This is a genomic window from Microbacterium sp. SZ1 (genome assembly GCF_002362255.1).
Lineage (GTDB): Bacteria > Actinomycetota > Actinomycetes > Actinomycetales > Microbacteriaceae > Microbacterium.
This window is the reverse complement of the sequence record NZ_LPVV01000034.1, coordinates 14,725-37,909: the sequence shown is the minus strand read 5'-3', so window position 1 is coordinate 37,909 and position 23,185 is coordinate 14,725. Positions and strand designations below refer to the sequence as shown.

The 23,185-nt window shown below is 69.4% G+C and carries 27 protein-coding genes; 14 read left to right on the top strand and 13 right to left on the bottom strand.

Features of this window, described 5'->3' with window-relative positions:
• Positions 1-66: 66 nt before the first annotated feature.
• The 3 genes from AUC47_RS10985 (at position 67) to AUC47_RS10975 (ending at position 2,679) form a co-directional block, all read left to right on the top strand.
• Positions 67-1,110, top strand: coding sequence for a 4-hydroxy-3-methylbut-2-enyl diphosphate reductase (locus tag AUC47_RS10985; RefSeq protein ID WP_179297603.1), 1,044 nt, complete (start codon positions 67-69; stop codon positions 1,108-1,110).
• A 2-nt stretch (positions 1,111-1,112) separates the two neighbouring features.
• A complete protein-coding gene (locus AUC47_RS10980; RefSeq protein WP_096715232.1) occupies positions 1,113-1,901 on the top strand; it encodes an IclR family transcriptional regulator in 789 nt (262 codons plus the stop codon).
• 256 nt (positions 1,902-2,157) lie between these two features.
• The gene (locus AUC47_RS10975; RefSeq protein WP_096715231.1) at positions 2,158-2,679 is read left to right on the top strand and encodes a DUF6264 family protein; all 522 of its coding nucleotides are present in this window, start codon (positions 2,158-2,160) and stop codon (positions 2,677-2,679) included.
• Positions 2,680-2,742: 63 nt separating this feature from the next.
• Here the strand turns inward: AUC47_RS10975 and fbaA are convergent, their stop codons facing one another.
• Positions 2,743-3,771 (bottom strand): class II fructose-bisphosphate aldolase, encoded by a 1,029-nt coding sequence (gene fbaA / locus AUC47_RS10970; protein ID WP_096715230.1) that lies wholly within the window; start codon positions 3,769-3,771, stop codon positions 2,743-2,745.
• Between the two features lie 182 nt (positions 3,772-3,953).
• Between fbaA and glpX the strand changes: the two genes are divergently transcribed.
• Both glpX and AUC47_RS10960 read left to right on the top strand, forming a co-directional pair.
• Entirely contained in the window at positions 3,954-4,940 is a 987-nt protein-coding gene (glpX, locus tag AUC47_RS10965) for a class II fructose-bisphosphatase (RefSeq protein ID WP_096715229.1), read from the top strand.
• Between the two features lie 158 nt (positions 4,941-5,098).
• Entirely contained in the window at positions 5,099-5,401 is a 303-nt protein-coding gene (locus AUC47_RS10960; RefSeq protein ID WP_096715228.1) for a hypothetical protein, read from the top strand.
• A 62-nt stretch (positions 5,402-5,463) separates the two neighbouring features.
• Here the strand turns inward: AUC47_RS10960 and AUC47_RS10955 are convergent, their stop codons facing one another.
• Positions 5,464-6,723 carry a DNA recombination protein RmuC gene (locus AUC47_RS10955; protein WP_096715227.1) on the bottom strand — a complete coding sequence of 420 codons (1,260 nt, stop codon included), beginning with the start codon at positions 6,721-6,723 and terminating at the stop codon, positions 5,464-5,466.
• Between the two features lie 73 nt (positions 6,724-6,796).
• Complete coding sequence (locus AUC47_RS10950) at positions 6,797-7,417, bottom strand: exonuclease domain-containing protein (RefSeq protein ID WP_096715226.1); 621 nt, start codon at positions 7,415-7,417, stop codon at positions 6,797-6,799.
• A gap of 59 nt (positions 7,418-7,476) precedes the next feature.
• Here AUC47_RS10950 and AUC47_RS10945 point away from each other — a divergent pair, with 59 nt between their 5' ends.
• On the top strand, positions 7,477-8,217 hold the full coding sequence (locus AUC47_RS10945) for a class I SAM-dependent methyltransferase (RefSeq protein ID WP_096715225.1): 741 nt from the start codon (positions 7,477-7,479) through the stop codon (positions 8,215-8,217).
• 36 nt (positions 8,218-8,253) lie between these two features.
• Positions 8,254-9,327, top strand: a complete 1,074-nt coding sequence (gene ychF, locus AUC47_RS10940) for a redox-regulated ATPase YchF (RefSeq protein WP_096715224.1) — start codon at positions 8,254-8,256, stop codon at positions 9,325-9,327.
• Positions 9,328-9,407: 80 nt separating this feature from the next.
• On the opposite strand, the gene AUC47_RS10935 is transcribed toward ychF, so the two are convergent.
• Positions 9,408-10,289 carry a manganese catalase family protein gene (locus AUC47_RS10935; protein ID WP_096715223.1) on the bottom strand — a complete coding sequence of 294 codons (882 nt, stop codon included), beginning with the start codon at positions 10,287-10,289 and terminating at the stop codon, positions 9,408-9,410.
• A gap of 202 nt (positions 10,290-10,491) precedes the next feature.
• On the opposite strand from AUC47_RS10935, the gene AUC47_RS10930 reads away from it, so the two are divergent.
• From AUC47_RS10930 to AUC47_RS16775, 3 genes are all read left to right on the top strand, one after another.
• On the top strand, positions 10,492-11,916 hold the full coding sequence (locus AUC47_RS10930) for a M20/M25/M40 family metallo-hydrolase (RefSeq protein ID WP_096715222.1): 1,425 nt from the start codon (positions 10,492-10,494) through the stop codon (positions 11,914-11,916).
• A gap of 98 nt (positions 11,917-12,014) precedes the next feature.
• A complete protein-coding gene (locus AUC47_RS10925) occupies positions 12,015-12,575 on the top strand; it encodes an alpha/beta fold hydrolase (protein ID WP_096715221.1) in 561 nt (186 codons plus the stop codon).
• Between the two features lies 1 nt (position 12,576).
• Positions 12,577-12,735 carry a hypothetical protein gene (locus tag AUC47_RS16775; protein WP_179297591.1) on the top strand — a complete coding sequence of 53 codons (159 nt, stop codon included), beginning with the start codon at positions 12,577-12,579 and terminating at the stop codon, positions 12,733-12,735.
• 4 nt (positions 12,736-12,739) lie between these two features.
• Here AUC47_RS16775 and AUC47_RS10920 read toward each other — a convergent pair whose 3' ends face one another.
• The 3 genes from AUC47_RS10920 to AUC47_RS10910 form a co-directional block, all read right to left on the bottom strand.
• On the bottom strand, positions 12,740-13,084 hold the full coding sequence (locus tag AUC47_RS10920; protein ID WP_096715220.1) for a LysR family transcriptional regulator: 345 nt from the start codon (positions 13,082-13,084) through the stop codon (positions 12,740-12,742).
• A gap of 132 nt (positions 13,085-13,216) precedes the next feature.
• Positions 13,217-13,516, bottom strand: a complete 300-nt coding sequence (locus tag AUC47_RS16770) for a Fe-S cluster assembly protein HesB (protein ID WP_096715219.1) — start codon at positions 13,514-13,516, stop codon at positions 13,217-13,219.
• A 76-nt stretch (positions 13,517-13,592) separates the two neighbouring features.
• On the bottom strand, positions 13,593-14,102 hold the full coding sequence (locus tag AUC47_RS10910) for a GNAT family N-acetyltransferase (RefSeq protein WP_096715218.1): 510 nt from the start codon (positions 14,100-14,102) through the stop codon (positions 13,593-13,595).
• A 102-nt stretch (positions 14,103-14,204) separates the two neighbouring features.
• Here AUC47_RS10910 and AUC47_RS10905 point away from each other — a divergent pair, with 102 nt between their 5' ends.
• Entirely contained in the window at positions 14,205-14,744 is a 540-nt protein-coding gene (locus AUC47_RS10905; protein WP_096715217.1) for a Dps family protein, read from the top strand.
• A gap of 18 nt (positions 14,745-14,762) precedes the next feature.
• On the opposite strand, the gene AUC47_RS10900 is transcribed toward AUC47_RS10905, so the two are convergent.
• Positions 14,763-15,287 carry a DUF6328 family protein gene (locus AUC47_RS10900; RefSeq protein ID WP_096715216.1) on the bottom strand — a complete coding sequence of 175 codons (525 nt, stop codon included), beginning with the start codon at positions 15,285-15,287 and terminating at the stop codon, positions 14,763-14,765.
• A gap of 84 nt (positions 15,288-15,371) precedes the next feature.
• Between AUC47_RS10900 and AUC47_RS10895 the strand changes: the two genes are divergently transcribed.
• Complete coding sequence (locus AUC47_RS10895; RefSeq protein WP_096715215.1) at positions 15,372-15,572, top strand: hypothetical protein; 201 nt, start codon at positions 15,372-15,374, stop codon at positions 15,570-15,572.
• Here the strand turns inward: AUC47_RS10895 and AUC47_RS10890 are convergent.
• Complete coding sequence (locus AUC47_RS10890; protein WP_096715214.1) at positions 15,539-16,138, bottom strand: 1-acyl-sn-glycerol-3-phosphate acyltransferase; 600 nt, start codon at positions 16,136-16,138, stop codon at positions 15,539-15,541. The genes AUC47_RS10895 and AUC47_RS10890 overlap by 34 nt on opposite strands.
• Before the next feature lie 132 nt (positions 16,139-16,270).
• Between AUC47_RS10890 and AUC47_RS16765 the strand changes: the two genes are divergently transcribed.
• Positions 16,271-16,420, top strand: a complete 150-nt coding sequence (locus AUC47_RS16765) for a hypothetical protein (RefSeq protein WP_179297590.1) — start codon at positions 16,271-16,273, stop codon at positions 16,418-16,420.
• 27 nt (positions 16,421-16,447) lie between these two features.
• On the opposite strand, the gene AUC47_RS10880 is transcribed toward AUC47_RS16765, so the two are convergent.
• Entirely contained in the window at positions 16,448-17,923 is a 1,476-nt protein-coding gene (locus AUC47_RS10880) for an MDR family MFS transporter (RefSeq protein WP_096715212.1), read from the bottom strand.
• 174 nt (positions 17,924-18,097) lie between these two features.
• Between AUC47_RS10880 and AUC47_RS10875 the strand changes: the two genes are divergently transcribed.
• Entirely contained in the window at positions 18,098-20,149 is a 2,052-nt protein-coding gene (locus AUC47_RS10875; RefSeq protein WP_096715211.1) for an ABC transporter ATP-binding protein, read from the top strand.
• A gap of 55 nt (positions 20,150-20,204) precedes the next feature.
• Here AUC47_RS10875 and AUC47_RS10870 read toward each other — a convergent pair whose 3' ends face one another.
• From AUC47_RS10870 to AUC47_RS10860, 3 genes are all read right to left on the bottom strand, one after another.
• Positions 20,205-20,978 (bottom strand): SDR family NAD(P)-dependent oxidoreductase, encoded by a 774-nt coding sequence (locus AUC47_RS10870; protein ID WP_218838221.1) that lies wholly within the window; start codon positions 20,976-20,978, stop codon positions 20,205-20,207.
• A gap of 28 nt (positions 20,979-21,006) precedes the next feature.
• The gene (locus AUC47_RS10865) at positions 21,007-21,954 is read right to left on the bottom strand and encodes a glycosyltransferase family 2 protein (RefSeq protein WP_256999539.1); all 948 of its coding nucleotides are present in this window, start codon (positions 21,952-21,954) and stop codon (positions 21,007-21,009) included.
• Positions 21,955-22,042: 88 nt separating this feature from the next.
• Entirely contained in the window at positions 22,043-23,182 is a 1,140-nt protein-coding gene (locus AUC47_RS10860) for a cysteine desulfurase family protein (RefSeq protein ID WP_096715209.1), read from the bottom strand.
• Positions 23,183-23,185 lie beyond the last annotated feature (3 nt).

Here is a 23,185-nt window from a genome sequence, read left to right as displayed (position 1 = left end):
TGCTCAGGTAGCCGCCGGTAGAATCGAAGGGTGACTTCGACTGCCGTTCATCTCCCGACTCCCCGCATCCCACGAGTACGTGCGGCGGCAGGTCGGCTTCAGGATAACCCGGTGGTCGGACAGAAGCGTGTTCTGCTCGCCGCCCCGCGCGGATACTGCGCCGGTGTCGACCGTGCCGTGGTCGCGGTGGAGAAGGCTCTCGAGCGCTACGGCGCGCCCGTGTACGTGCGCAAGCAGATCGTGCACAACATCCACGTCGTGACCGAGCTCGAGGAGAAGGGCGCGATCTTCGTGGAGGAGGTCGACGAGGTCCCCGAGGGCGCTCACGTCGTCTTCAGCGCGCACGGGGTGTCGCCGGCGGTCGTGAATGCGGCATCCGATCGAGGACTCCACGCGATCGACGCCACCTGCCCCCTCGTCACCAAGGTGCACCGCGAGGCCGTGCGCTTCGCGCGCGACGACTTCGAGATCCTGCTCATCGGCCACGACGGCCACGAGGAGGTCGAGGGCACGGCGGGAGAGGCTCCCGAGCACGTCACCGTCGTGAACTCCCCGGAGGAGGCCGACACGGTCGAGGTCAAGGACCCGTCGAAGGTCGTCTGGCTCTCGCAGACCACGCTGTCGGTCGACGAGACGATGGAGACGGTGAACCGTCTGCGCACGCGCTTCCCCGAGCTGCACAATCCGCCGTCCGACGACATCTGCTACGCGACCCAGAACCGCCAGGTCGCGATCAAGAAGGTCGCCAAGGACGCGGATCTCGTGATCGTCGTCGGATCGGCGAACTCCTCGAACAGCGTGCGTCTCGTCGAGGTCGCGCTCGAGTACGGCGCCAAGGCCGCCTACCGCGTGGACTACGCGGAGGAGGTCAAGCAGGAGTGGCTCGACGGCGTCGCCACCGTCGGCGTGACCAGCGGGGCCTCGGTGCCCGAGGTGCTCGTGCGCGAGGTGCTCGACGCACTCGACGGCGCGGGGTACCGGGACGTCGAAGAGGTGAAGACGGCCGAGGAGGACCTCATGTTCTCGCTGCCGAAGGAACTGCGGCAGGATGCCTCGGGTCAGCGCGATTCGCGGGCACTGGGAGGTCGCGCGTCCGGCGGAGGCGCATAGCGGTGAACGCCGCCGAGGCCGAGCCGACCCTCATCGGGTCGGTGCAGCGCGCGCTGCGCCTCGTCGACATCGTCGCCAATTCGCCTCGCCCGATACCGGTGAAGACGCTTTCCGCCATCACCGGACTCACCACCGGCACGACGTACAACCTCGTGCGCACCCTCATTCACGAGGGGTATCTCACGAGCGAACCCGACGGGTTGGTCCTCGGAACCCGTTTCCCGGCATTCCAGTCGGAGACCGATGCACGCGGGATCTTTCTCGCGCGGGTGCGCGCGGCGCTCCGCACCGTCACCGACGAGGTCGGCGCGACGGCGTACCTGTCGCGGTACCACGACGGCGAGATGCATCTCGTCGACATCGTCGACGCCGTGCGCAATCCCCGCATCGAGCTCTGGGTCGGTCTCGACGCCAGCGCGCACGCGACGGCGCTCGGCAAGCAGATCCTCGCCGACCTCTCCGACGAGGAGCGGCTGGACTACCTGTCGCGGCACCGTCTCGAGGAGCTGACCCCGCGGACCATCAGCGATCGTCGCACCCTGCTCACGCAGCTCGAGCACTCGCCGGGGTTCGCCGTCGACCAGGAGGAGTACGCGATCGGCAACACGTGCGTGGCCGTGCCGGTGATCGCCCCCAACGTGATCGCGTCCCTGGCCATCTCGCTGCCGTCGGAGCACATCGTGGGGCGGAGCCTCGTGACGCGGATGCAGCGGGCGGCGCAGAGGCTGTCGCTGCAACTGGGGGCCGATGCCCTCGACGGGAGCACGACGGCTTCCGACTTCTCCATCTGAGGTTGGTTCACTATCTGAAGAAATCGCTCTGGTGGCCCGCGCACAGCAGCTCCTATCATCAAGATGTAGCCGTCTGTGCAAACGAGGCTACTGGTGTGTGAGAACGTCCCCAGCGTTCCAACTACCACCAGGACGGCACGTGTCCCCAGCACCGCCGTCCGCGGCCCCGAGGATTCCCCAAGCCTCCGGGGCCGTCATCGTTTTCGGAGCGACTCCGCTGAGAGTCGCTCAGAGGCAGCCCGGATAGCATGACGGGATGACCGATCAGCGGCCGCGGTACGGAGAACTCGCCACCCCCGAGGAACAGCGGCGGGCGGCGGGCCTGCCCCCGCTGGATGAGATGCCGGATGCCGTCGTCGCCGGTCCTCCCGCCGCGGTCGCGGCGGAGCGGCCCGCCCGGCGATCCAACCCGGTCGACCGATTCGTCACGGTCGCGCTGCTCGCGTACGGCCTCATCAACGTGGTACTGACCGCGATCTCCTACCTCGACTTCCCGACCGCGATGAACGAGGTCATGAAGGTCGTCGGCGTCGACGGCGAGTTCACCAATATCGCACAGGGGCGCATCTGGGGCACCGTCGCCGCGATCGTCCTCGTAGTCGGGTGGTCTCTGACCGCGGCGATCGCGCTCCGCCGGCTGCGCAGCAGAAGGCTCAGCTGGTGGGTTCCCGTCGTAGGAGCGGCGATCACCCTGCTGCTCACGTCGATCTGTGCGGCCATCCCGATGATGGGCGACCCTGCTTTCATCGAGTACATCATGAGCACCACCGGACGCTGACACAGGTCCCAGATGCACGGATGCCCCGGCCGAGTCGGCCGGGGCATCCGTCTGTCAGCGGGATCAGCTCTTCGACTGGCCGTACGAGCCGAGCTGGCGGGTCGACTCGACGACACGGGCGGCCATCGCCGTCTCGGCGATCTTGCCCCACGCGCGCGGGTCGTACTGCTTCTTGTTGCCGACCTCGCCGTCGACCTTGAGGACGCCGTCGTAGTTCTTGAACATGTAGTCGGCGATCGCGCGGGTGTACGCGTACTGGGTGTCGGTGTCGATGTTCATCTTGATCACGCCGTTCGCGACCGCGAGAGCGATCTCGTCGTCGGTCGAGCCGGACCCGCCGTGGAAGACGAGGTCGAGCGGCTTGGCGCCCGTGTTGTACTTCGCCGCGACCTGTTCCTGGATCTCGCCCAGGAGCTCCGGGCGCAGCTTCACGCCACCGGGCTTGTACACGCCGTGCACGTTTCCGAAGGTGAGGGCGGCGATGTAGCGGCCCTGCTCGCCGAGACCCAGCGCCTGCACGGCCTGGTCCACATCGGCGAAGGTCGTGTAGAGCGCCTCGTTGGAGCCCTCGTGTGCGACGCCGTCCTCCTCGCCGCCGACGACGCCGATCTCGACCTCGAGGATCGCGTTGATCGCCTTCATGCGGGGGAGGAGCTCCTTCGCGATCTCAATGTTCTCGGCGAGCGGCACAGCCGAGCCGTCCCACATGTGCGACTGGAAGATCGGGTTGCGGCCGGCCTTCACCTCGTCTTCGGATGCCGCGATGAGCGGCTCGACGAAGCCGGCGAGGGCGTCCTTCGGGCAGTGGTCCGTGTGCAGAGCCACGGTGACGGGGTAGTTCTTGGCGACCTCGGTCGCGTAGCGCGCGAAGGCGAGCGCGCCCGTGGCGCGAGCCTTGACGGTGTGGCCGGCGAAGTAGTCGGCGCCGCCCGTGGTGACCTGGATGATGCCGTCCGAGCCCGCCTCGGTCAGGCCCTGGAGCACGGCGTTGATGGTCTGCGAACTCGAGACGTTGAAGGCGGGGTACGCGAAGCCGCCGGCCTTCGCGCGGTCGAGCATTTCGGCGTACTGATCCGGGGTGGCGACGGGCATGAGAACTCCTGCGATAGGTGAAGCCGGGACAGCAGTCACTCTATCGGGGTCGATGTCCGGATGCCGTCGGGGGAACGACGCCGGAGAGTGCCTCCTGCCGTGGCGTTAAGAACAACGATTCCTTCGGTCGCTCAGCGCCGAAAACCGGCGTGCGAACTGCGCTCCGTGGCTAGGCTGACGACATGGTGAGTCTGACGGCCGATCTGAGCCCCCTGCGTCCCGACCGAAACCTCGCAATGGAGCTGGTGCGTGCGACCGAGGCGGCCGCGATCCGAGCCGTTCCCTTCATCGGCCGCGGCGCCAAGGAGGCCGCTGACGGTGCGGCGGTCGACGCGATGCGGGCGTTCCTCGGCACCGTGGCGTTCCAGGGTCGGGTCGTGATCGGCGAGGGGGAGAAGGACAACGCCCCGATGCTGTTCAACGGCGAGGTCGTCGGAACCGGCACGGGCCCCGAGTGCGACATCGCCGTCGACCCGATCGACGGCACGTCGCTGACCGCCGCCGGACGTCAGAACGCGCTCTCGGTGATCGCGGTGTCCGACCGGGGATCGATGCTCGACGCCTCGAGCGTCTTCTACATGGACAAGCTCGTCACCGGACCGGCCGGCGTCGGCGTCGTCGACATCCGCCTGCCGATCGGCGAGAACATCCGGAAGCTCGCCGGCGCGCTGGACAAGCCGGTGGACGAGATCGTCGTGTCGGTGCTGAACCGGCCGCGGCACGAGAAGCTCATCCAGGAGATCAGGGATGCCGGCGCCGGTACCCGTCTCATGAGCGACGGCGATGTGGCCGGCGGCATCAATGCGGCGCGACACGCCGCGCGGACCGACATGTGCGTCGGCGTCGGAGGCAGCCCGGAGGGCATCGTCACGGCCTGTGCGATCAAGGCTCTCGGCGGGCACATCCAGGGCCGTCTGTGGCCCCGCGACGACGACGAGCGCCAGCGCGGAATCGACGCCGGGCTCGACATGGACAAGGTATACGAGGCCGACGACCTCGTGCGCGGGGACAACACGATTTTCGTGGCGACGGGCGTCACCGACGGTCAGCTCGTCGCCGGCGTCCGCCGTGAGCACGGGTACATCTACACCGAGAGCGTCGTGCTGCGGGGGGCCTCGGGAACACTGCGCCGCATCGCTTCGGAGCATCTCGTCTCGAAGTGGCTGTGATCTGATCGGGGCTGCGTTGTCGGGGCATCGTTACCGAGCCGGTATGCCCTGACGGCGACCGGGCGCCGAGCTTTCCTGCAGGGGCGTGTCACAATTGACCCTGGGTTTGTCGCCGTCGACGGAGCCGCCAGGCACCGCAGGCACAGGAGGGCGAACAGATGGCAACGCAGCAGACGAGTGGTTCTCAGGCCGCGCGGACGAAGATCGTCACCACCAACACAGGTCGCATCCTGCGTGTGAACGTCGACGAGATCTCGGCACCGGGAGCCGCTGCTCCTGCCGCGACGCCACCGGGAGCACCGTCTCCCGTCGTCACGGATCCCGCGCGTCGTGCCGACGTCCTCTTCCGCAAGCGTCGTGATGAGGGCCACGAACTCAGTTCCTGGTGGATGATCGGCGCCTTCGTCGTGACGAGCGGACTGGTGATCCTGCTGCTCAGCGGAGTGCCGGGCGTCGCCTGACCCTACGGAGCACGCCTGACCCTTCGGGGCTCGCCTGACCCGTCGAGCACGCCGCCTGTGACTCAGTCCTGAGCCGGACCACGCGGCTCGTCCAGTCGAGAACGCACCTCGCCGACGTCTGCGAAGAGGGCGTCGTCGACGCGCTGAGCATCGCCCAGCAGTTCCGGCGCAGTGAACGGCCGAGCCTGTGCGGTCACGCTCTTCGGTGACTCGGCGAGCCCGCTCGTGTCGATGCCGGGGAACTGCCGCGCCGTCACGAGAACCCGGCTCTCGAGCGACCCGGCGAAGCGGTTGTAGCTCTCGACCGTGCGCTCCAGAGCGCGACGCAGATCGTCGGCGTGCCCGGCCACGACGCCGAGGCGGTCGTACAGCTGGGTGCCGAGGGCGAGAAGAGCCCGCGCCTCGGTCGAGACCTCCTGCTGCGTCCAGGTGTAGGCGACCGTCTTCAGCACCGCCCAGAGATTCACCGGCGAGGCGAGCGCGACGCGGCGACCGAAGGCGTAGTCGAGCAGGGTCGGATCCTCGTCGATGGCCGCCGACAGCAGCGACTCGCTCGGCAGGAAGCAGATCACGAACTCGGGACCGGACTCGAGCCCTGACCAGTACGCCTTCTTCGCGAGCGCGTCGATGTGCGCGCGCACCGCCTTGACGTGCTTCTGCATGTGCGCTCGGCGCTGCGCCTCGTACGCATCGCCGAGCGGGAGCGCCGAGGCTTCGAGGAACGCGTCGAGCGGAACCTTCGCGTCCACCGCGATCGACGCGCCGCCCGCCAGGCGGATGACCATGTCGGGCCGCCCCTGGCCGCGGTCGGAGGCGATCGTGGTCTGCAGATCGAAGTCGACGTGCCGGGTGAGCCCCGCGGCCTCCACGACCCGTCGCAGCTGCGTCTCGCCCCACACACCGCGCGTGGCGGTGGAGCGCAGGGCCCCCGCCAGCGACTCCGTCGTGGCACGCAGCGCCTCGTCGGACTCCTGAGCGCGCCGCAGCTGCTCGGCCAGCGAGCCGAACTGCTCGTGACGCTCCTGCTCCATGGCGGAGACCTTGGTCTGCATCTGACGCAGGCTCTCGCGCACCGGTGCGAGCGCGGTGAGCACCGCGTTCTGCTGCTGCACGCGCTCGGCCTCGGCCCGCTGCGCCGAGCGCGAGTGCTCGACGGCGTCGCGATACAGGTCGTACTGCCGGTCGCGGTCGTCGCGCAGGGCGGTGAGCTCGGCCTCGGCGCGTGCGAGGTCGACGCCGCCGCGGCTCGCGCGTAGCGTCCATCCGGCCGCGGCACCCACGAGCAGGGCCGCGAGGAGGAGAACGATCGTCAGAGCATCCATGCGTCCATCGTGCCGGGAGCCTCGGACATTCCCGGGAGGACCCGGCGCGCCGACGGCGGCCGGTGGAGCGTGATCAGGCGACGGCGAGATCCGTGGCGACTAGCGCCTGGTCGGGGCGCGGGTCCGCGACGCGCGGCGTGGTCACCCGAAGGCTGAGCGCCTCGGCGAGGGCGAACACATCCGGCACCGCGAGGCGCTGCGCAGCATCCATCACGATGTGCGCGCAGGCGAGAGCATCCGCCAGCGCATCGTGGTGCGAGAACCCGGTGAACCCGGCCGCCTCGGCGGCCTTCGGCAGGCGGTACGACTCGAGGTCGTAGACCTTGCGGGCCACCTGCAGGCTGCAGAGTGAGCGATACGGAGGGCAGTCGAGGCCCGTGGCCTCCGACGCCCGGCGGAGGACGTTGAGGTCGAAGCCCGCGTTGTGCGCCACCAGCACGTCGGAGCCGACGAAGTCGCACAGCGCGGCGAACTGGTCGATCCAGGAGGCCGCCGAGACGACGTCCTGCGCGCGGATCCCGTGGATCCTCACGTTCCACTCCTGGAACTCGTCGTGTCCGACAGGCGGGCGGATCAGCCACCCGGCCGTGGCGACGACCCGTCCGTCCCGTACGCGGACGAGTCCGACGGAGCAGGCGGAGGCGGGGCTGGAGTTCGCCGTCTCGAAATCGATAGCGGTGAAATCCAAGGGCACGCCTCCACTCTCTCCCGCCGTGAACGGGCGGGGAGGAGGACGCGCCGTAGGCTGACGACATGAGCGATGGACTGTCGAGATCCTTCGGGGCCGAGGCGCACAACTACGAGCTGGGCCGACCCGACTATCCGTTCGCGGCGGTCGCCTGGATGCTGGAGCCGCTGCCGGCGAACTCCCACCGCATCGCCGACGTCGGTGCCGGAACCGGCAAGCTCACGCGTGTCCTCGCCAAGGCGCCGGATGCCGAGATCGTCGCCGTCGACCCGGATGCCGCGATGCTCGCCACTCTGCGCGGCGCGATCCCCGGCGTGCCGACCTTCGTGGGCACCGCCGAACGGCTGCCGCTCCCGGACGCCAGTCTCGACGCGGTCGTACTCGGTCAGGCGTGGCACTGGGTCGACCCCGTGCGCGGATCGGCGGAGGTCGGTCGGGTGCTGCGCGAGGGCGGCGTGCTCGGACTGATCTGGAACATCCGTGACGAGCGCGTCGACTGGGTGCGCCGCCTCACCGAGATCATGCACGGGAGCCACGCCGAGGTCATGCTCGCGCGGGGCGGCCCCGAGGTCGCGCCGCCGATGGGACCTCTCGAAGAGCAGTCGTGGGAATGGGTGCGTCCGATCACGCGGGACCTCCTGCACCGGATGGCGTCATCGCGCAGCTACGTCATCACCGCGCCGGACGAGGAGAAGCAGCGCATCCGCCAGGACATGGACGCGCTGTTCGACGAGCTGGGGCTCGAGGGCGACGCGACGGTCGACCTGCCGTATGTGACCAGGGCGTTCCGTAGCCTCAAGGCCTGACGGGGTGAGGCCGGGCGGCGGGTAGACTCGTACCCCGTGGCTCTCACTATCGGCATCGTCGGCCTGCCCAACGTCGGCAAGTCCACCCTCTTCAACGCCCTGACCAAGAACGACGTGCTCGCGGCGAACTACCCGTTCGCGACGATCGAGCCGAACGTCGGCGTGGTGAACCTGCCCGATCCGCGGCTCGACAAGCTCGCTGAGATCTTCCACAGCGAGCGCATCCTGCCCGCCGCGGTGTCGTTCGTCGACATCGCCGGCATCGTGCGCGGCGCGAGCGAGGGGGAGGGGCTCGGCAACAAGTTCCTCGCGAACATCCGCGAGGCGGATGCCATCGCACAGGTCGTCCGCGGGTTCGCCGATGACGACGTCGTGCACGTCGACGGCGCCGTGAACCCGGCGTCCGACATGGAGACCATCAACGCCGAGCTCATGCTCGCCGACCTCGAGACCGTGGAGAAGGCCATCACGCGGTACGAGAAGGAAGTTCGGGGCAAGAAGATCGAGCCCGTCGTGCTCGAGACGGCGAAGGCCGCGAAAGACGCGCTGGAGCGCGGCATCCTGCTCTCCGTCAGCGGACTCGACCTCGCACCGATCCGCGAGCTCGGCCTCCTCACCTCGAAGCCCGTGATCTTCGTGTTCAACGTGGACGAGGGCGTGCTCACCGACACCGCCCGCAAGGAGGAGCTCGCCGCGCTCGTGGCCCCCGCGAAGGCGATCTTCCTCGACGCGAAGATCGAGTCGGAGCTCAAGGACCTCGACCCCGAGGATGCCGCGGAGCTGCTCGCCTCCACCGGGCAGGACGAGTCCGGCCTCGACCAGCTCGCCCGTATCGGGTTCGACACGCTGGGCCTGCAGACGTACCTCACGGCCGGTCCGAAGGAGGCGCGTGCCTGGACGATCCCCAAGGGATCGAAGGCGCCGCAGGCCGCAGGAGTCATCCACACCGACTTCGAGAAGGGCTTCATCAAGGCGGAGATCGTCTCGTTCGACGACCTCGTCGAGACGGGCTCCGTCGTCGAGGCCCGTGCCAAGGGCAAGGCCCGCCTCGAGGGCAAGGACTACGTCATGCAGGACGGCGACGTCGTGGAGTTCCGCTTCAACAACTGACACGCACGCGCCCTCTCGACCGGATCCGCATCCGGTCGAGAGGGCACGAGCATCCGATGGCACAGGGTGACTGCGCGGCGTCACTCCTTGTTCATGGCGTCCTGGGCGGCGCCGGCGACCTTCTCGACGACGTTCGGCATGTCGGTCGTGCCGTAGAAGCGCGCGTCGGGGCGGGTGGGCGGCGGCATGACGGCCGTCGTCGTCGGGCCGTCGTGGTAGCTGAACTCGCCCTTGCCGTCGGGCGTCGGGCCGCTCGCCCACGAGCCCTCCGCCGCGGCGGCACCGTCGCTGAAGTTGAGGTACTGATACGAGACCTCGCGGTGCTCCTTGCCCAGCGGGAAGTTGCTCGGCACCGGCAGCTCCTCGGCGCCCTCGGCCTTGAGCTCCTCGACCGCGGCGAGCCACTGGTTCTGGTGCATCGTGTCGCGGGCGAGCAGGAAGCCCAGCATGTCTCGGATGCCGTGGTCGTCGGTCATGTGGTACAGCCGCGCGACCTGCACACGACCCTGCATCTCGGCGTTGGCGTTGGCCATGAAATCGGCGAGCAGGTTGCCGCTCGAGGTGATGTACGAGCCCTGCCACGGGTTGCCGTTGCTGTCGACCGGGCGCGCGCCTGCGCCCGCGACGATGCCCTGCTGCACGTCGGTGCCGCCGACTATGGCGGCGACCGTCGGGTCGTCCTGCACGGCATCCTCCGTGATACCGAGCGGTGCCTTCTCGAGCAGCTGCGCGATCATCACCGCGAGCATCTCCACATGCCCCATCTCCTCGGCGCCGATGCCGAACACCAGGTCGCGATACTTGCCAGGGATGTGCATGTTCCAGGCCTGGAACTGGTACTGCAGCGCGACGGTGATCTCGCCGTACTGTCCGCCGAGCACCTCCTGCAGCTTTCGCGCGTAGACGGCATCCGGGGCCTCGGGTGTCGCCGAGAACTGGAGCTCCTGTCGATGGAAGAACATGGTGCGCCTTTCTGATCGTCTGTCGGTGGACTGGCCATGCAACGCTCGTGACGCCGGATCACGAGGGGGGTTTCCAGATCGGCTCATCCCTGCGACAATCGCGCGCCAGCCTGTGAACCGCTTCTCGACCGGCCTGTAGCGAGGCCTGGCAGGCAGAGTCAACCCCGAAGCGGGGATCAGGACAGAAGGCCAGGGTGGCCGCATGGACGAGACGGAACCGCGCGCGGCACAAGACGAGGCGATCGACGGGATCGCTTCGTACCTGGAGGAGGCCGCGGGCGACATCGTCGAGCGGCTCTCCGCCTGGGTAGCGATCCCCTCGGTGTCGGCGGCTCCCGACCGCCGTATGGACATGACTCGATCGGCGCACTGGATCGCGGGCGAGATGCGCGACGCGGGGCTCGAGACGACACTGCTGCCCACCGGGGATTCCTTCGCCGTGCTCGGCGACCGACTCGTGGACCCCGCGGCACCCACGATCCTCGTCTACAGCCACCACGACGTGCGGCACGCGAAGCCCGAGGAATGGAGCGAGACCGAGCCGTTCACCGCCGCGCTCCGCGACGGACGTCTCTACGGGCGGGGCACCTCGGACGCGAAAGGGCAGGTGCTCGCGCACATCTGGGGGCTGCGAGCGTTCGACGCCTGCGGTGACCTGCCTTTGAACGTGAAGCTGCTCATCGACGGCGAGGAGGAGATCGGCTCGCCGAACCTCGAGGCTCTGCTTCAGGAGCACCGCGACCGGCTCGCATGCGACGCGATCGTCTTCTCCGACACGATCCAGTGGCGGGATGACGCGCCCGCGCCGGTCACCTCGATGCGCGGCACCCTCACCGCCACTCTGACCGTGATGGGGCCCGAACGCGACCTGCATAGCGGGGTCGCATCGGGGGTCACCCTGAATCCGTCGCTGGTCCTGGCGCGGATACTCGCGGGAATGCACGACGAGTCGGGGCGCATCGCCATCCCCGACTTCTACGACGGGGTCGCCGCCGTGTCTTCGGAGCGACGCCGAGAGCTGAGCGAGCTCCCGTTCGACGAGGACGTCTGGCTCGAGCGCACGGAGACGCGAGTGGTCACGGGGGAGGCCGGGTACACCGTTCCCGAGCGGCTCTGGGTGCGACCGGCCATCGAGGTGATCTCGCTTCTCGCAGGGGATCCGACAGGGATCGAACGGTCGGTCATCCCGCGCGAGGCGACGGCCTCGCTCAGCATCCGCACCGTTCCCGATCAGCGCAACCACGACGTCGCCGATCGCCTCAGGGAGTACGTCGCCGCGGCGATGCCCGTCGGAGCGGCGTACGAACTGACCGTCGACGAGCGGATCGCGCAGGAACCGTACACGTCACCTCGAGACGCGATGCTCGACGCCCTCGAGCTCGCCCTCGCCCGCGGCTACGGAACCGAGGTGCGCGGACGCATGGGCAATGCGGGGGGAGGGCCTGCAGAGCTCCTGACACGCGAACTCGGGGCGTCGGTGACGTTCCTCGGAACCGGGCTGCCCGAGGACCACTGGCACGCCAGCGACGAGAGCGTGGATGTGCGGATGCTGCTGCACGGCGCCGCCACGATCGCGCACCTCTGGCAGGAGATCGCCCGCCGGGGAAGATCCGCTCTGCGCGACTGAGCGGGATACGCTGGAGGGCGAGGGGACGACCGCGACTGCCGAGCTCATCGCCGCAAGCCCCTCGTCACCCCCTGAACGGCACGAGGAGAACCACGCCCATGACCGACACGCAGATCTTCGAGCCCGACGGCCGCGCGATCCCCTTCGCCGACGAGGGCGACGGTCCGGTCAAGCTGGTCCTCATCCAGGAGCAGGGTCTCGCCGCCGACGTGCTCGGCGTCGCTGCGCACTACCTCGCCGAGGAGGCGGGCTTCCACGTACTGCGCATCGGGCACCGAGCCGGTGACGCGACGCTCGAGGAGCGGGTCGAGGATGCCGTCGCCGTGATCGACCACGTCGGCATCGACGACACCTGGGTCGGAGGTCATGGTTTCGGCGGCACGATCGCCCGCGCCCTCGTGGCCGCACACACCGACCGCGCGAACGGGCTTCTCCTGCTCGGCGTCGAGGACGTCGACATCCCGGTCGCGCCGGCGATCCCGGTGCTGATCGTGCAGGGCGCGGAAGACACCGACACCCCGCCCGCGAACGCCGAGGCCCTGCAGGCGAGCGTTCCTGACCGCTCCAGCATCAAGACCATCACCGGCGACCACCTCTTCCCGATGCATCACCCGATCGAGACCGGTGTGATCATCGAGGAGTACCTCGACTGGGACTGACATGGTGACCGGTGCCGAACGACAGCGCTCGCGGACGGTCATGCTCGTGATCGACATGCAGGTCGGCGTGATGACCGGCTGCGCTGACGAGCACGTGTCCTCGCCCGCGCGAACGCGCTCGTCCGCCGGGCTCGAGACGCAGGACGCCGTCCGGCTCTGACGGGTCAGCGCCCCTGACGCTTCTTGTACGGCTTCGGCTGGCCTTTGACGATCGGGGCGCGCCCCTTGCCCTTCGACGCCTTCGCCTTGCCGCCGGCCGGCGCCGCCACCTTCGGCGCAGGCGGCGGAGCGGCGGCGACAGCCGCCCGTGCCTCCGCGAGGAACAGCGTCCCGACGCTGGTCAGCCGCGGGGTCCCCTCGCGGGCAACGAGCGTGTGGCCGACCTCGGCCTCGAGCTTGTCGAGCGACGTGTACAGCGAGGCCAGCGGGATGCCGAGCTGCTCGGCGGCCCTCGGGAAGTGCAGGGTCCCGGCCAGTACCACGTAACGGCGCAGCAGGGCGATCTTCATCCGGGTTCGCCTCCTCGGCGGTGCTCGGTGTCCTCCCAACCTATGCCAGACGCGCAGAGGGGTGCGCCGCACCCCCGACGCACGGATGCCGCGGCTCAGTGAGCCACGGCATCCGCGATGAAGCTGGTGAGGTCAGGCGACCTGGCTGAGAACGGCGAAGGACACGGCGCCCTCGTCGTCGACGCCGGCGTCGAGCACCTTATCGTCGAGCGCGGCGGCGGCGGTCTCGTCGAGGAACAGCCGGGTGCCGGAGACCTCGACGACCTGGTCGGCCGGCTCGGGATCCGGCGCGACGAGCACCGCGAGGCGGGCGCCGCCGTCGGGGCCGGGGTCGGGCGTCGAGTGGATGCGGAGACCGGCGTCTGCGGCGTCGGTCTGACGGCTGACGAGGGTGTTCACGATGGCGGTTGCGTTGTCGGTGAGGGTGAGCACGAGACTCTCCTTCCGGTTGCGGACACGAGGCGGTCGCGACGTGTCCGGGCCACGATGCCGAACCCCGTGGGCAGGATCAACCCGACGCGCCCGGTTCGGAGGGTTCTCCCACCGGATGCAGAGGTTTGCGCAGGAACACCTGGTCGGTGCCGTCGCCCTGCGGGATGCGAGCGCTCTCGACGTATCCGCACTTCTCGTACAGGCGGATGTTCGCCTCGCTGAGGCTTCCGGTGAACAGCTCGGCCTCCTCCGCCGACGACGCTTCCTCCGCCGCCGACAGCAACGTCCGGCCGATGCCCTCTCCCTGCATGTCAGGGGCGATCGCGATGCGACCGATCAACAGCGTCCGCTCGTCCTCCGCGAACCGGATGGCTCCGACCAGTCGGCCGCCGATGCGGGCGCCGAGGCCCGACCCCGACCGCAGCTCCGCCTCGACCTCGGCGAGCGTTTGCGTCAGCGGGGGCATGTCGGCGCTGCCGTAGATCTGAGCCTCCGAGACGAAGGCGGCGCGCTGCAGCGTCATCACCTCGCCGGCATCCGCGGCGCTCAGCGGAGCGATGTCGATCGGCACGTTCTTCTCTGTCATTCGTGACCTCCGCACGCCACCATCGGCGCTGCGGGGAACGAGTGTCAACCCCCTCGATCACGAGGGACCATCCCGGCTATCGTCGCCGCCAGGAGGATACACATGGCTGAGAAGAAGAGCACCGGCACCGCGACGAACAAGCGCGGTGCGAAGACCACCCGTCGTCAGAACGCCGAGAAGGGATTCACCGCGTCGCCCACGCTCGCGGCGAACCTGCAGACAGTGCTCGTCGACCTGATCGAGTTGTCGCTTCAGGGCAAGCAGGCGCACTGGAACGTCGTCGGGCGCAACTTCCGCGACACCCACCGTCAGCTCGACGAGATCATCGAGGCCGCCCGTACCTTCAGCGACACGGTCGCCGAACGGATGCGCGCGCTCCACGCCGTTCCCGACGGCCGCACCGACACGATCGCGGAGACGACCTCCCTGCCCGCCTTCCCCATGGGCGAGGTGTCGACCCAGGACACGATCGACCTCATCACCGCGCGCCTGGAGGCGGCCATCGCCACGATGCGAGACGTGCACGACGCCGTCGACGAGGAAGACCCCACCTCGGCAGACATCCTGCACGCCGTGCTCGAGAGCCTCGAGCAGTTCGCATGGATGGTCAGCGCGGAGAACCGCACTCCCGCAGGCAGCTGAGAATCGACGGGCTCGGACTCATCTCTCGTGGATGTCGTTCCGAGCCCGTCGCACGAGGGTCGGCATCGCGATCCACAGCCCGACGATCACCACGATCGAGGCCACGAGCGCGATGAGGCCGGCCGACCGGTTGACGGTGAAGTCGATGATGAGGGTCGTCACGCCGACCGTGAGCGCCGCGATGACGATCAGATCGATCCGCACGATGCGCGCCGCCACCCGCACGAGCTGCGGCTTGCGTTGGCGACCGAAGAGCGCCCGGTGCATACCGACCGGTGCGAGTGCGAGGATGGTCGCGAGAGCTGCCAGGCCGACGAGCACGACGTAGACGTCGCGCTGGAAGGCATCCATGTCCTCGAAACGAGGCTGGAACGCGACCGCGAGGAGGAAGCCCGTGAGGATCTGCGTGCCGGTCTGCATCACCCGGAGCTCCTGCAGCAGTTCGTCCCAGTTGCGGTCGGCGCGCTCGTTGACCGTCTCATCTCGACCGTCCTCGCGGTCATCGCGTTCGATCGGGTGCAGCGGGCGGTCTTCCGAATCCATGTCGACAGTTTCCCGGTCGCCGCTCGCCGCTGTCCAGACTCTTGACGCGCATATCGACCGCTCGCCCGGGAGAGGGGACCGACGATGACTCTGCCGCCGATCAGGGAATGGTGGAACGAGCTCTCCGACGAGGCGAGGCTCGGCGTCTTCGAGCACGCGCCGCACGTGGGCGAGATCGCCCGAGAGGAGATCCGAGAGATCACCGGCGCTGTCGTCGGCATGGCCGAGACACTGACCGATGACGACCTCGACTACGCGCGGTCGGAGACGTCCAAAGAGGTCTGATCCGTCTCCTCGCGGAGCCTCGGCTCGCGGCGGCGTTCGGGGCGCAGTCCCGCCTTGTCGGAGTAGAAGGCGCGGATGCGGTCCATGTCGGCACCGACATCGCCGGTCAGTTCGATGGCGGGCCCGAGCCCGGTGGTCATCGTCGTGCGGTCGACGAATCCGAGCGTCACCGGCATGCCTGTCTCGCGGGCGATCCGGTAGAAGCCCGATTTCCAGTAGCCCGTCGCGCTGCGCGTGCCGTCGGGGGTGACGACGAGGCCGAACACCTCGCCCCGGTGCACGCGCTCGACCACGTCGCCCACCACGCGTGCGGGGTCGGAGCGATCGACGGGGATGCCGCCGAGGCGCCGCATGATCGGACCCCGCCACCCCCGGAACAGGCTGCTCTTGCCGAGCCAGCGCACATCGATGCCGAGGCGCCATGCGATCGCCAGCATGAGCACGAAGTCCCAGTTGGAGGTGTGCGGGGCGCCGATCAGCACGGTCGGCCGGGCGGGCACCGCCTCGACGGTCAGGGTCCAGCGGCTGAGCGCCCAGTAGAGGCGGGCGAGGAGTCGGGTCACCATGCCTCAACGCTAGGGGAGCGGGCTGTCGATTCCCTGGCGGTTGACACGCTCGCGCTCCGTGTGCGGGCATGCGCGGTCGGTGGCGTGGGCGAGGACGGCGCCGAAGGCGCGCAGCAGGCGTACCATCGAGGGATGGCCACCGCACAGGAACCCGCAGAGCACGAGCAGCGCCCCGCGCTGTCGCCGCTGCCCGGCACCCTGAATCTGCTGGACGACGCCGACGACAGCCTCGGGTATTGCAGCGGAGGCGTCTGCCACTTCCCGGGGCCGAAGAAGCAGTAGCGCGTCCCGCCGCGCGCCACCCCGGGGTCAGTGACCGCCGTGGAAGCCGGACGGCTCCTCGGCGGGCTTGCGCACGAACGCGCTGAGCGCGACCGCTGCGAGCGAGATGATCGCCGCGATGAGGAACGCCATGCGCGCGCCCGGCGCTCCGGCGACGGCGGTGGTCAGGCCCTCGCTCTCGCCCGCGTGCAGGATCGACGAGTAGGTCACGGTGAGCAGGGCGACACCGGCGGCGCCGCCCACCTGCTGCAGCGTGTTGAGCACCGCCGAGCCATGAGAGTACAGCGAGCGGTCGAGCGAGCCGAGCGACGCCGAGAACAGCGGCGTGAACGACATCGCGAGGCCGACCGACATCGCGGCCTGCACCAGGACGAGGACCCAGAAGACAGTGTGTTCGCCGACGGTCGAGTAAAAGAACAGCGACGCCGACACGAGGATGGTCCCGGGGATCAGCAGCGGGCGCGTGCCCTTCGCGTCGTAGATGCGGCCCATGATCGGACCGAGCAGACCCATCAGCACCGACCCGGGCAGCAGGATCAGGCCGGACTCGAGCGCGTTCAGACCCGCGACGTTCTGCAGGTACTGCGGCAGCAGGGTGAGGGTGCCGAACATCGACAGCGCGAGGATCGTCATGATGATGACCGAGAACGTGAAGTTCACGGCGCGGAAGACGCGCAGATCGAGGAGGGCGTCGTCGACGCGCTGCAGGACGAGCTGACGCCACACGAAGAGAGCGAGCGCGACCGCGCCCACGACGAGCGCGATGATGCCGGCGGCCTGACCCGATCCGCCCTCGCCGCCGAACTGGCTGAGCCCGAAGACGATACCGCCGAAGCCGAGCGCGGCGAGCGGGATCGAGAGCACGTCGAGCGGTACGACGCGGGTCTCGCCGAGGTTCGTCATCCACTTCGCGCCCATGAGGAGCGACACGATCGCGATCGGGAGGACGATCGCGAACAGCGCCCGCCAGTTGAGCGTTTCGAGCACGGCGCCGGCGAGCGTCGGGCCGATGGCGGGCGCGAGCGAGATCACGAGACCGACGCGACCCATCATGCGGCCGCGGGACTGGGGCGGCACGACGTTCATGATCGTGGTCATGAGCAGCGGCATCATGATGCCGGTGCCGGCGGCCTGGATCACGCGGCCGGCCAGCAGCACGGTGAAGCCGGGCGCGACCAGGGCGACCAGGGTTCCCAGTGAGAACGCCGTCATCGCGGCGATGAAGACCTGCCGGGTGGTGAAGCGCTGCAGGATGAACCCGGTGGTCGGGATCACGACGGCCATGGTCAGCATGAAGGCGCTGGTGAGCCACTGGCCGAGCTCCGGCGGGATGCCGAGGTCGGTGTTGAGATGCGGGATCGCGATCCCCATCGTCGTCTCGTTGAGGATGGCGACGAACGCGGCCACGAGGAGCAGCCAGATGACGCGCATGTCGCTGCGCGCGATCTCGCCCCTCGCTGCGGGAGGGGGCGTGGTGATGGAACCGGTGTCGACGGCAGACATGCGGCGGCCTCCTGGGCGCGGAAGAGGGAGGGTGCGCGAATGCGCGGGGACCATTCAGCGTAACGTCAGGTTCGGACATTCCATTCCGCATTCGGGCGGATCCGCTCTCGGCGGAGATCGGACGGCGCGGTTCCGGGCCCGGTGTCGTCGGCTGACTACGCTGGCGAGATGAGCATGGGCGGCGGTATGGGAGGGCGCGGCGGAGGTTTCCGCGGCGTCGACGAGGCGGCGCAGCGCCGCATGAACGCCGAGGCCCCTCGCATCAACGGGCTCGGTGCGCGCGTGGTCGCGCTGTTCCGTCCGTACCGCTGGCGCATCGCGGTGACCGGCATCCTCGTGGTGCTCGGAGCAGGGATCGCGGTCATCCCGCCCCTGCTCGTGCAGCGCATCTTCGATGACGCGCTCTTCCCGGTCGACGGGGGCAGCCCGCAGCTGCCGCTGCTCGGGTGGCTCGTGGGCGGCATGATCGGACTGTTCCTGCTCTCGGCCGCGCTCGGCGTCGCGCAGACCTGGCTGACCTCCACGGTGGGCAACAGCGTGACCGGCGACCTGCGCGTGCGACTCTTCGAACACCTGCAGGCCATGGAGCTCGGGTTCTTCACCCGCACGAAGACAGGGGTGATCCAGTCGCGGCTGCAGAACGACGTCGGCGGCGTCTCCGGCGTGCTCACGAACACGGTCACGAGCATCCTCGGCAACGTCGTGACGGTGATCGCGTCTCTCGTCGCGATGATCCTCATCGATTGGCGGCTCACGCTGATAGCGGTCGTTCTCATGCCGTTCCTCATCATCGTGCAGCGCCGCGTCGGTCAGGTGCGAGCGCGCATCGCCGGCGAGACGCAGGAATCGCTGTCCGAGCTCACCTCGATCACGCAGGAGACGCTGAGCGTCTCGGGGATGCTGCTGTCGAAGGCCTTCAACAGGCAGCGCACGGAGTCGGCCCGCTATCAGGCGGAGAACCGCAACCAGGTCGTCCTGCAGGTGCGGCGGGCGATGAGCGGCCAGGGATTCTTCGCGGTCGTCCAGGTCATCATGGCCAGCGTCCCCGCGATCATCTACCTCGTCTCCGGCTACCTGATCGCCGGCGGCACGGGTGCGATCACGGCCGGCACGATCGTCGCCTTCACCACCGTGCAGGCACGCCTCCTGCAGCCGCTGATGGGGCTCATGCGGGTGTCGCTCGACCTGCAGACGTCGTCGGCGCTGTTCGCGCGCATCTTCGAGTACCTCGATCTCGTGCCGGAGATACAGGACGCCCCCGACGCGATCGACGTCGCCCAGGCCCCCGGTCCGCGCGGACGGATCGAGTTCGACCAGGTCGTCTTCCGCTACCCCGATGCAGCGCCGGACGCACGTCCGACCCTTCATGGGGTCTCTTTCGTGGCGGAGCCCGGGCAGCATGTCGCGTTCGTCGGCCCGTCGGGCGCAGGCAAGACGACCGTCCTCTACCTGGCGCCGCGACTCTATGAGGCGCACGGCGGTGCGGTGCTCTTCGCAGGCGCCGACGTGCGCTCGCTCACACAGGAGTCGATCATCGACCAGGTCGGTATCGTCTCGCAGGAGACCTACCTCTTCCATGCGACGATCCGCGAGAACCTGCTGTACGCGAAGCCCGGGGCGACCGAAGAGGAGATGATCGCCGCATGCACCGCGGCCAACATCCATCACATCATCGCCGGGTTCGAGCAGGGGTACGACACCGTGGTGGGAGAGCGTGGCTACCGCCTCTCGGGCGGCGAGAAGCAGCGCATCGCGATCGCGCGCGTGCTGCTGAAGGATCCGCCGGTGCTGCTGCTCGACGAGGCGACCTCGGCACTCGACACGGTCTCAGAGCGCGTCGTCCAGGAAGCGCTCGACGAGGCAGCGAAGGGACGCACGACGCTCACGATCGCGCACCGGCTGTCGACCGTCATGTCGGCCGACGTCATCCACGTGCTCGAGGCGGGGCAGATCGTGGAGTCGGGCACCCACGCGGAGCTCCTGGCCCATGGTGGCCTCTACGCCGAGCTGGCCGCCCAGCAGGTGGCCGCCTCACGCGTGCTCGACACCGAGGCCGAGGTCGAGCAGGCGGTCACCGGAGGAGTCGGCGCTGCGCTCGCAGAACGGCGCGCCGATCGCGCACCCGACGATTCGGCGGGTGAGGATGCCGTGGCCACCCTCACGGCCGCGGTGCCGCTGCTCGATGCGCCGCCATCCGACGGCCGCGTGTACCCGGAGCAGCACTGACCAGCCCACCGGTGCACGCCGGGCAGCACTGGCGAATCGCGTCGCGGACCACGTCTCAGTGGACCGACAGGCCCCCGTCCACGAACAGCGAGTGACCGGTGATGTACGCCGACCCCGCCCCGGCGAGGAACACCGCCGCGGCCGCGAAGTCCTCGGGCAGGCCGTTGCGACCGATCATCGTCCGCGCGGCCAGGGCGGCGATCTGCTCCGGATCCTCCTGCAGCCGCGCGTTCAGCGGGGTGAGCACGAAGCCCGGCACGAGCGTGTTGCTCGTGACGCCAGAGCCGCCCCAGGCCTCCGCCTCCGAGCGCATCAGCGACTCCACCGCGCCCTTCGACGCGCCGTACACGCCGCTCGAGACGAACGCCCGGTGCGCCTGCTGAGAGCTGATGTGGATGAGTCTGCCGTATCCGCGCTCTGCCATCCCGGTCGCATAGCGCTGCCCGAGCAGAAAGGGCGCGAGCGCATTCACGGTCATCGTGGCGTCCCAGTCGTCCTCGGTGATGTCGGCGAACGGCGGACGGATGTTGATACCGGCCGAGTTCACGAGGATGTCCGGTTCGCCGAAGGGCTCGACGGCAGCCTCTGCGAGCGCTCGGATGCCGTCGCGAGAGCCGAGATTGCCCACGACGCCGGCCGCGCGGCAGCCGGCATCCTCCAGTTCGCGCACGGTGCTCGCGATCCGCTCCTCGCCGCGCGCGACGATCACGGTCGCTGCGCCGGCGCGGGCGAGCGCGGTCGCGATGCCACGCCCGATGCCGGAACTGCCGCCGGTGACGACGGCCGTGCGGCCATGCAGCGAGAACAGGTCGGCGAGGTAGTCGTTCACGGGTATCTCTCCTTCGCGGAGTCGGCGGTCACCAGCTCAGTCCGGCGGTGATGGTGGGGTCGGGGCGGGCGTCGGCGAACTGGGGGAGCTCCTGCAGCTCCGAGACGAAGTCGTCGAGGGTTCTGCCGTACTGCGGGTCCGGATGCCGAGCGGCGATGTCACGCAGCGGAGGAAGGTCCATCGCCAGGATGAGATCGAGCCGCGCGGTCACGGCGGCCCCGGCATCCGCCTCCTGCAGCACGCGGATGCCGCCGAGCAGCGCCGCGAGGTAGTCGCGCAGCACCGGCAGCTGCGCCTTCCCCTGCGTGATCGAGGTTCCATCGGCGCGCACACGCCAACGCACGAGAGCATCGGGGATCACGTCGAAGCGGCGGGCCCGCGTATACAGCAGCTGGGCGACGACCTGATCCTCATAGGCGACGCCCTCGGGGAAGCGCAGGTCCTGCCACATCTCGGTGCGGCTCACCTTGGACCAGGCGACGATGTTCGCGCTCGCCGCAGGATGCTCGACGATCGTCGTGCCGAGGCGCTCGGGATCGGTGGCCGCGGCGACCCAGGGCTGCACGCGCCCGGCGACGTAGCGTTCGCCGTCGAATCGGGATCGCACGTAGGCACCGGCGACGAGGTCGCTTCCGGTCGCGGAGAGGGTGCCGGTGAGGCGTTCGAGGGCCGTGGGTGCGAGCTCGTCGTCGCCGTCGAGGAAGCCCACGTACGGGGTGTCGACGGTGTCGAGTGCCGCGTTGCGCGCGGCTCCGAGGCCCCGCGACTCCTGATGAGCGATCACATGGAAGCGCGGGTCGGCCTCAGCAGCCTGCGCGAAGATCCGGGCTGTCGCGTCACGGGACCCGTCGTCGACGAGCACGGCCTTCCAGCGCGGCTCGGTCTGCGCTCGAAGCGACTCGAGGGCAGCGGGTGCGAAGGCGGCGATATCGCGACCGGGGACGATCATCGTCACGATCGGGGCGAGGGCGGTCACCAGCCGAGTCTAGAGCGGAGCGTCCGGGGCGATCCTCGACGGCGGCGGCCGACGGGGCACGCGACGGCCGGCGCGCCGTGCCCCGTCGTCAGTTCCCCGCCGCCGCGCGCACCGCGTCGGCGACCGCAGCGGCGAGTCGGCCGGGGACCTCCGTCGGCAGCGGCTCGCGCCCGAACGTGAACCGCACTGCGGTCTGAGCGAGATCCGGATCGAGGCCGCAGGCGAGGAGCACGTGCGACGGCTCGCCGCTGTCGGCGGCGCACGCCGATCCGCTCGACGACACGACACCGCGACGCTCGAGCTCCAGCAGCACCGTCTCGCCGTTGACTCCGGCGAACGTGAAGCTCGCACAGCCCGGCAGGCGCGAGTGCGGATCGCCCGTGAGCGCGGCTTCGGGCACGGAGGAGAGCACACCCGCGATGAACCGCGCGGTGGCTTCGCCGACGCGCCCGTACACCTCCTGCTGCTCCGAGGCGGCGAGATCGAGCGCGGTGGCGAGCGCAACGGCACCGGCGACGTTCTCGGTGCCGGAACGGCGACCGCGTTCCTGTCCTCCTCCGTGCAGCAGCGGTTCGACGGGCACACGGCCCCGAACGGCGAGCACGCCGATGCCCTGAGGTGCGCCGATCTTGTGCCCGGCGATCGTCACGGCATCCGCGCCGAGCTCGTGCAGGGGGAGCCAGCCCGCCGACTGCACGGCGTCGACGTGCAGCGGCACCGCGGCCGCCGAGGTCAGCGCCGAGAGCGCCGCGATGTCCTGCACCGTGCCGATCTCGTTGTTCGCGTGGTCGACCGAGACGAGCGCGGTATCGTCGCGCAGCGCCGCACGCAGGTCGTCGACCTCGATGCGCCCGGCGCCGTCGACCGGCAGGTGCGTCACCTCGACGCCGTGGAATCGGTGCAGATAGTCGGCCGGGGCGAGCACCGACTCGTGCTCGATCGACGATACGACGAGGTGACGCCGCCCGCGAGCGAGCGCCGCGAGCACGATGCCTTTGACGGCGAGGTTGTTCGCCTCCGTGCCGCCGCCAGTGAAGATCACATCTCCGCTCCGGAATCCGAGCACCGTCGCCACCCGCGACCTCGCATCCTCCAGCGCCTGCGCCGCGGCCTCTCCGACGGTGTGGTGGCTGGAGGGGTTGCCGAACGCCCCGGTCAGGTAGGGAAGCATGGCGTCGCGCACCTCGGGGCGCAGGGGCGAGGTCGCGGCGTGGTCGAGGTACAGCATCGG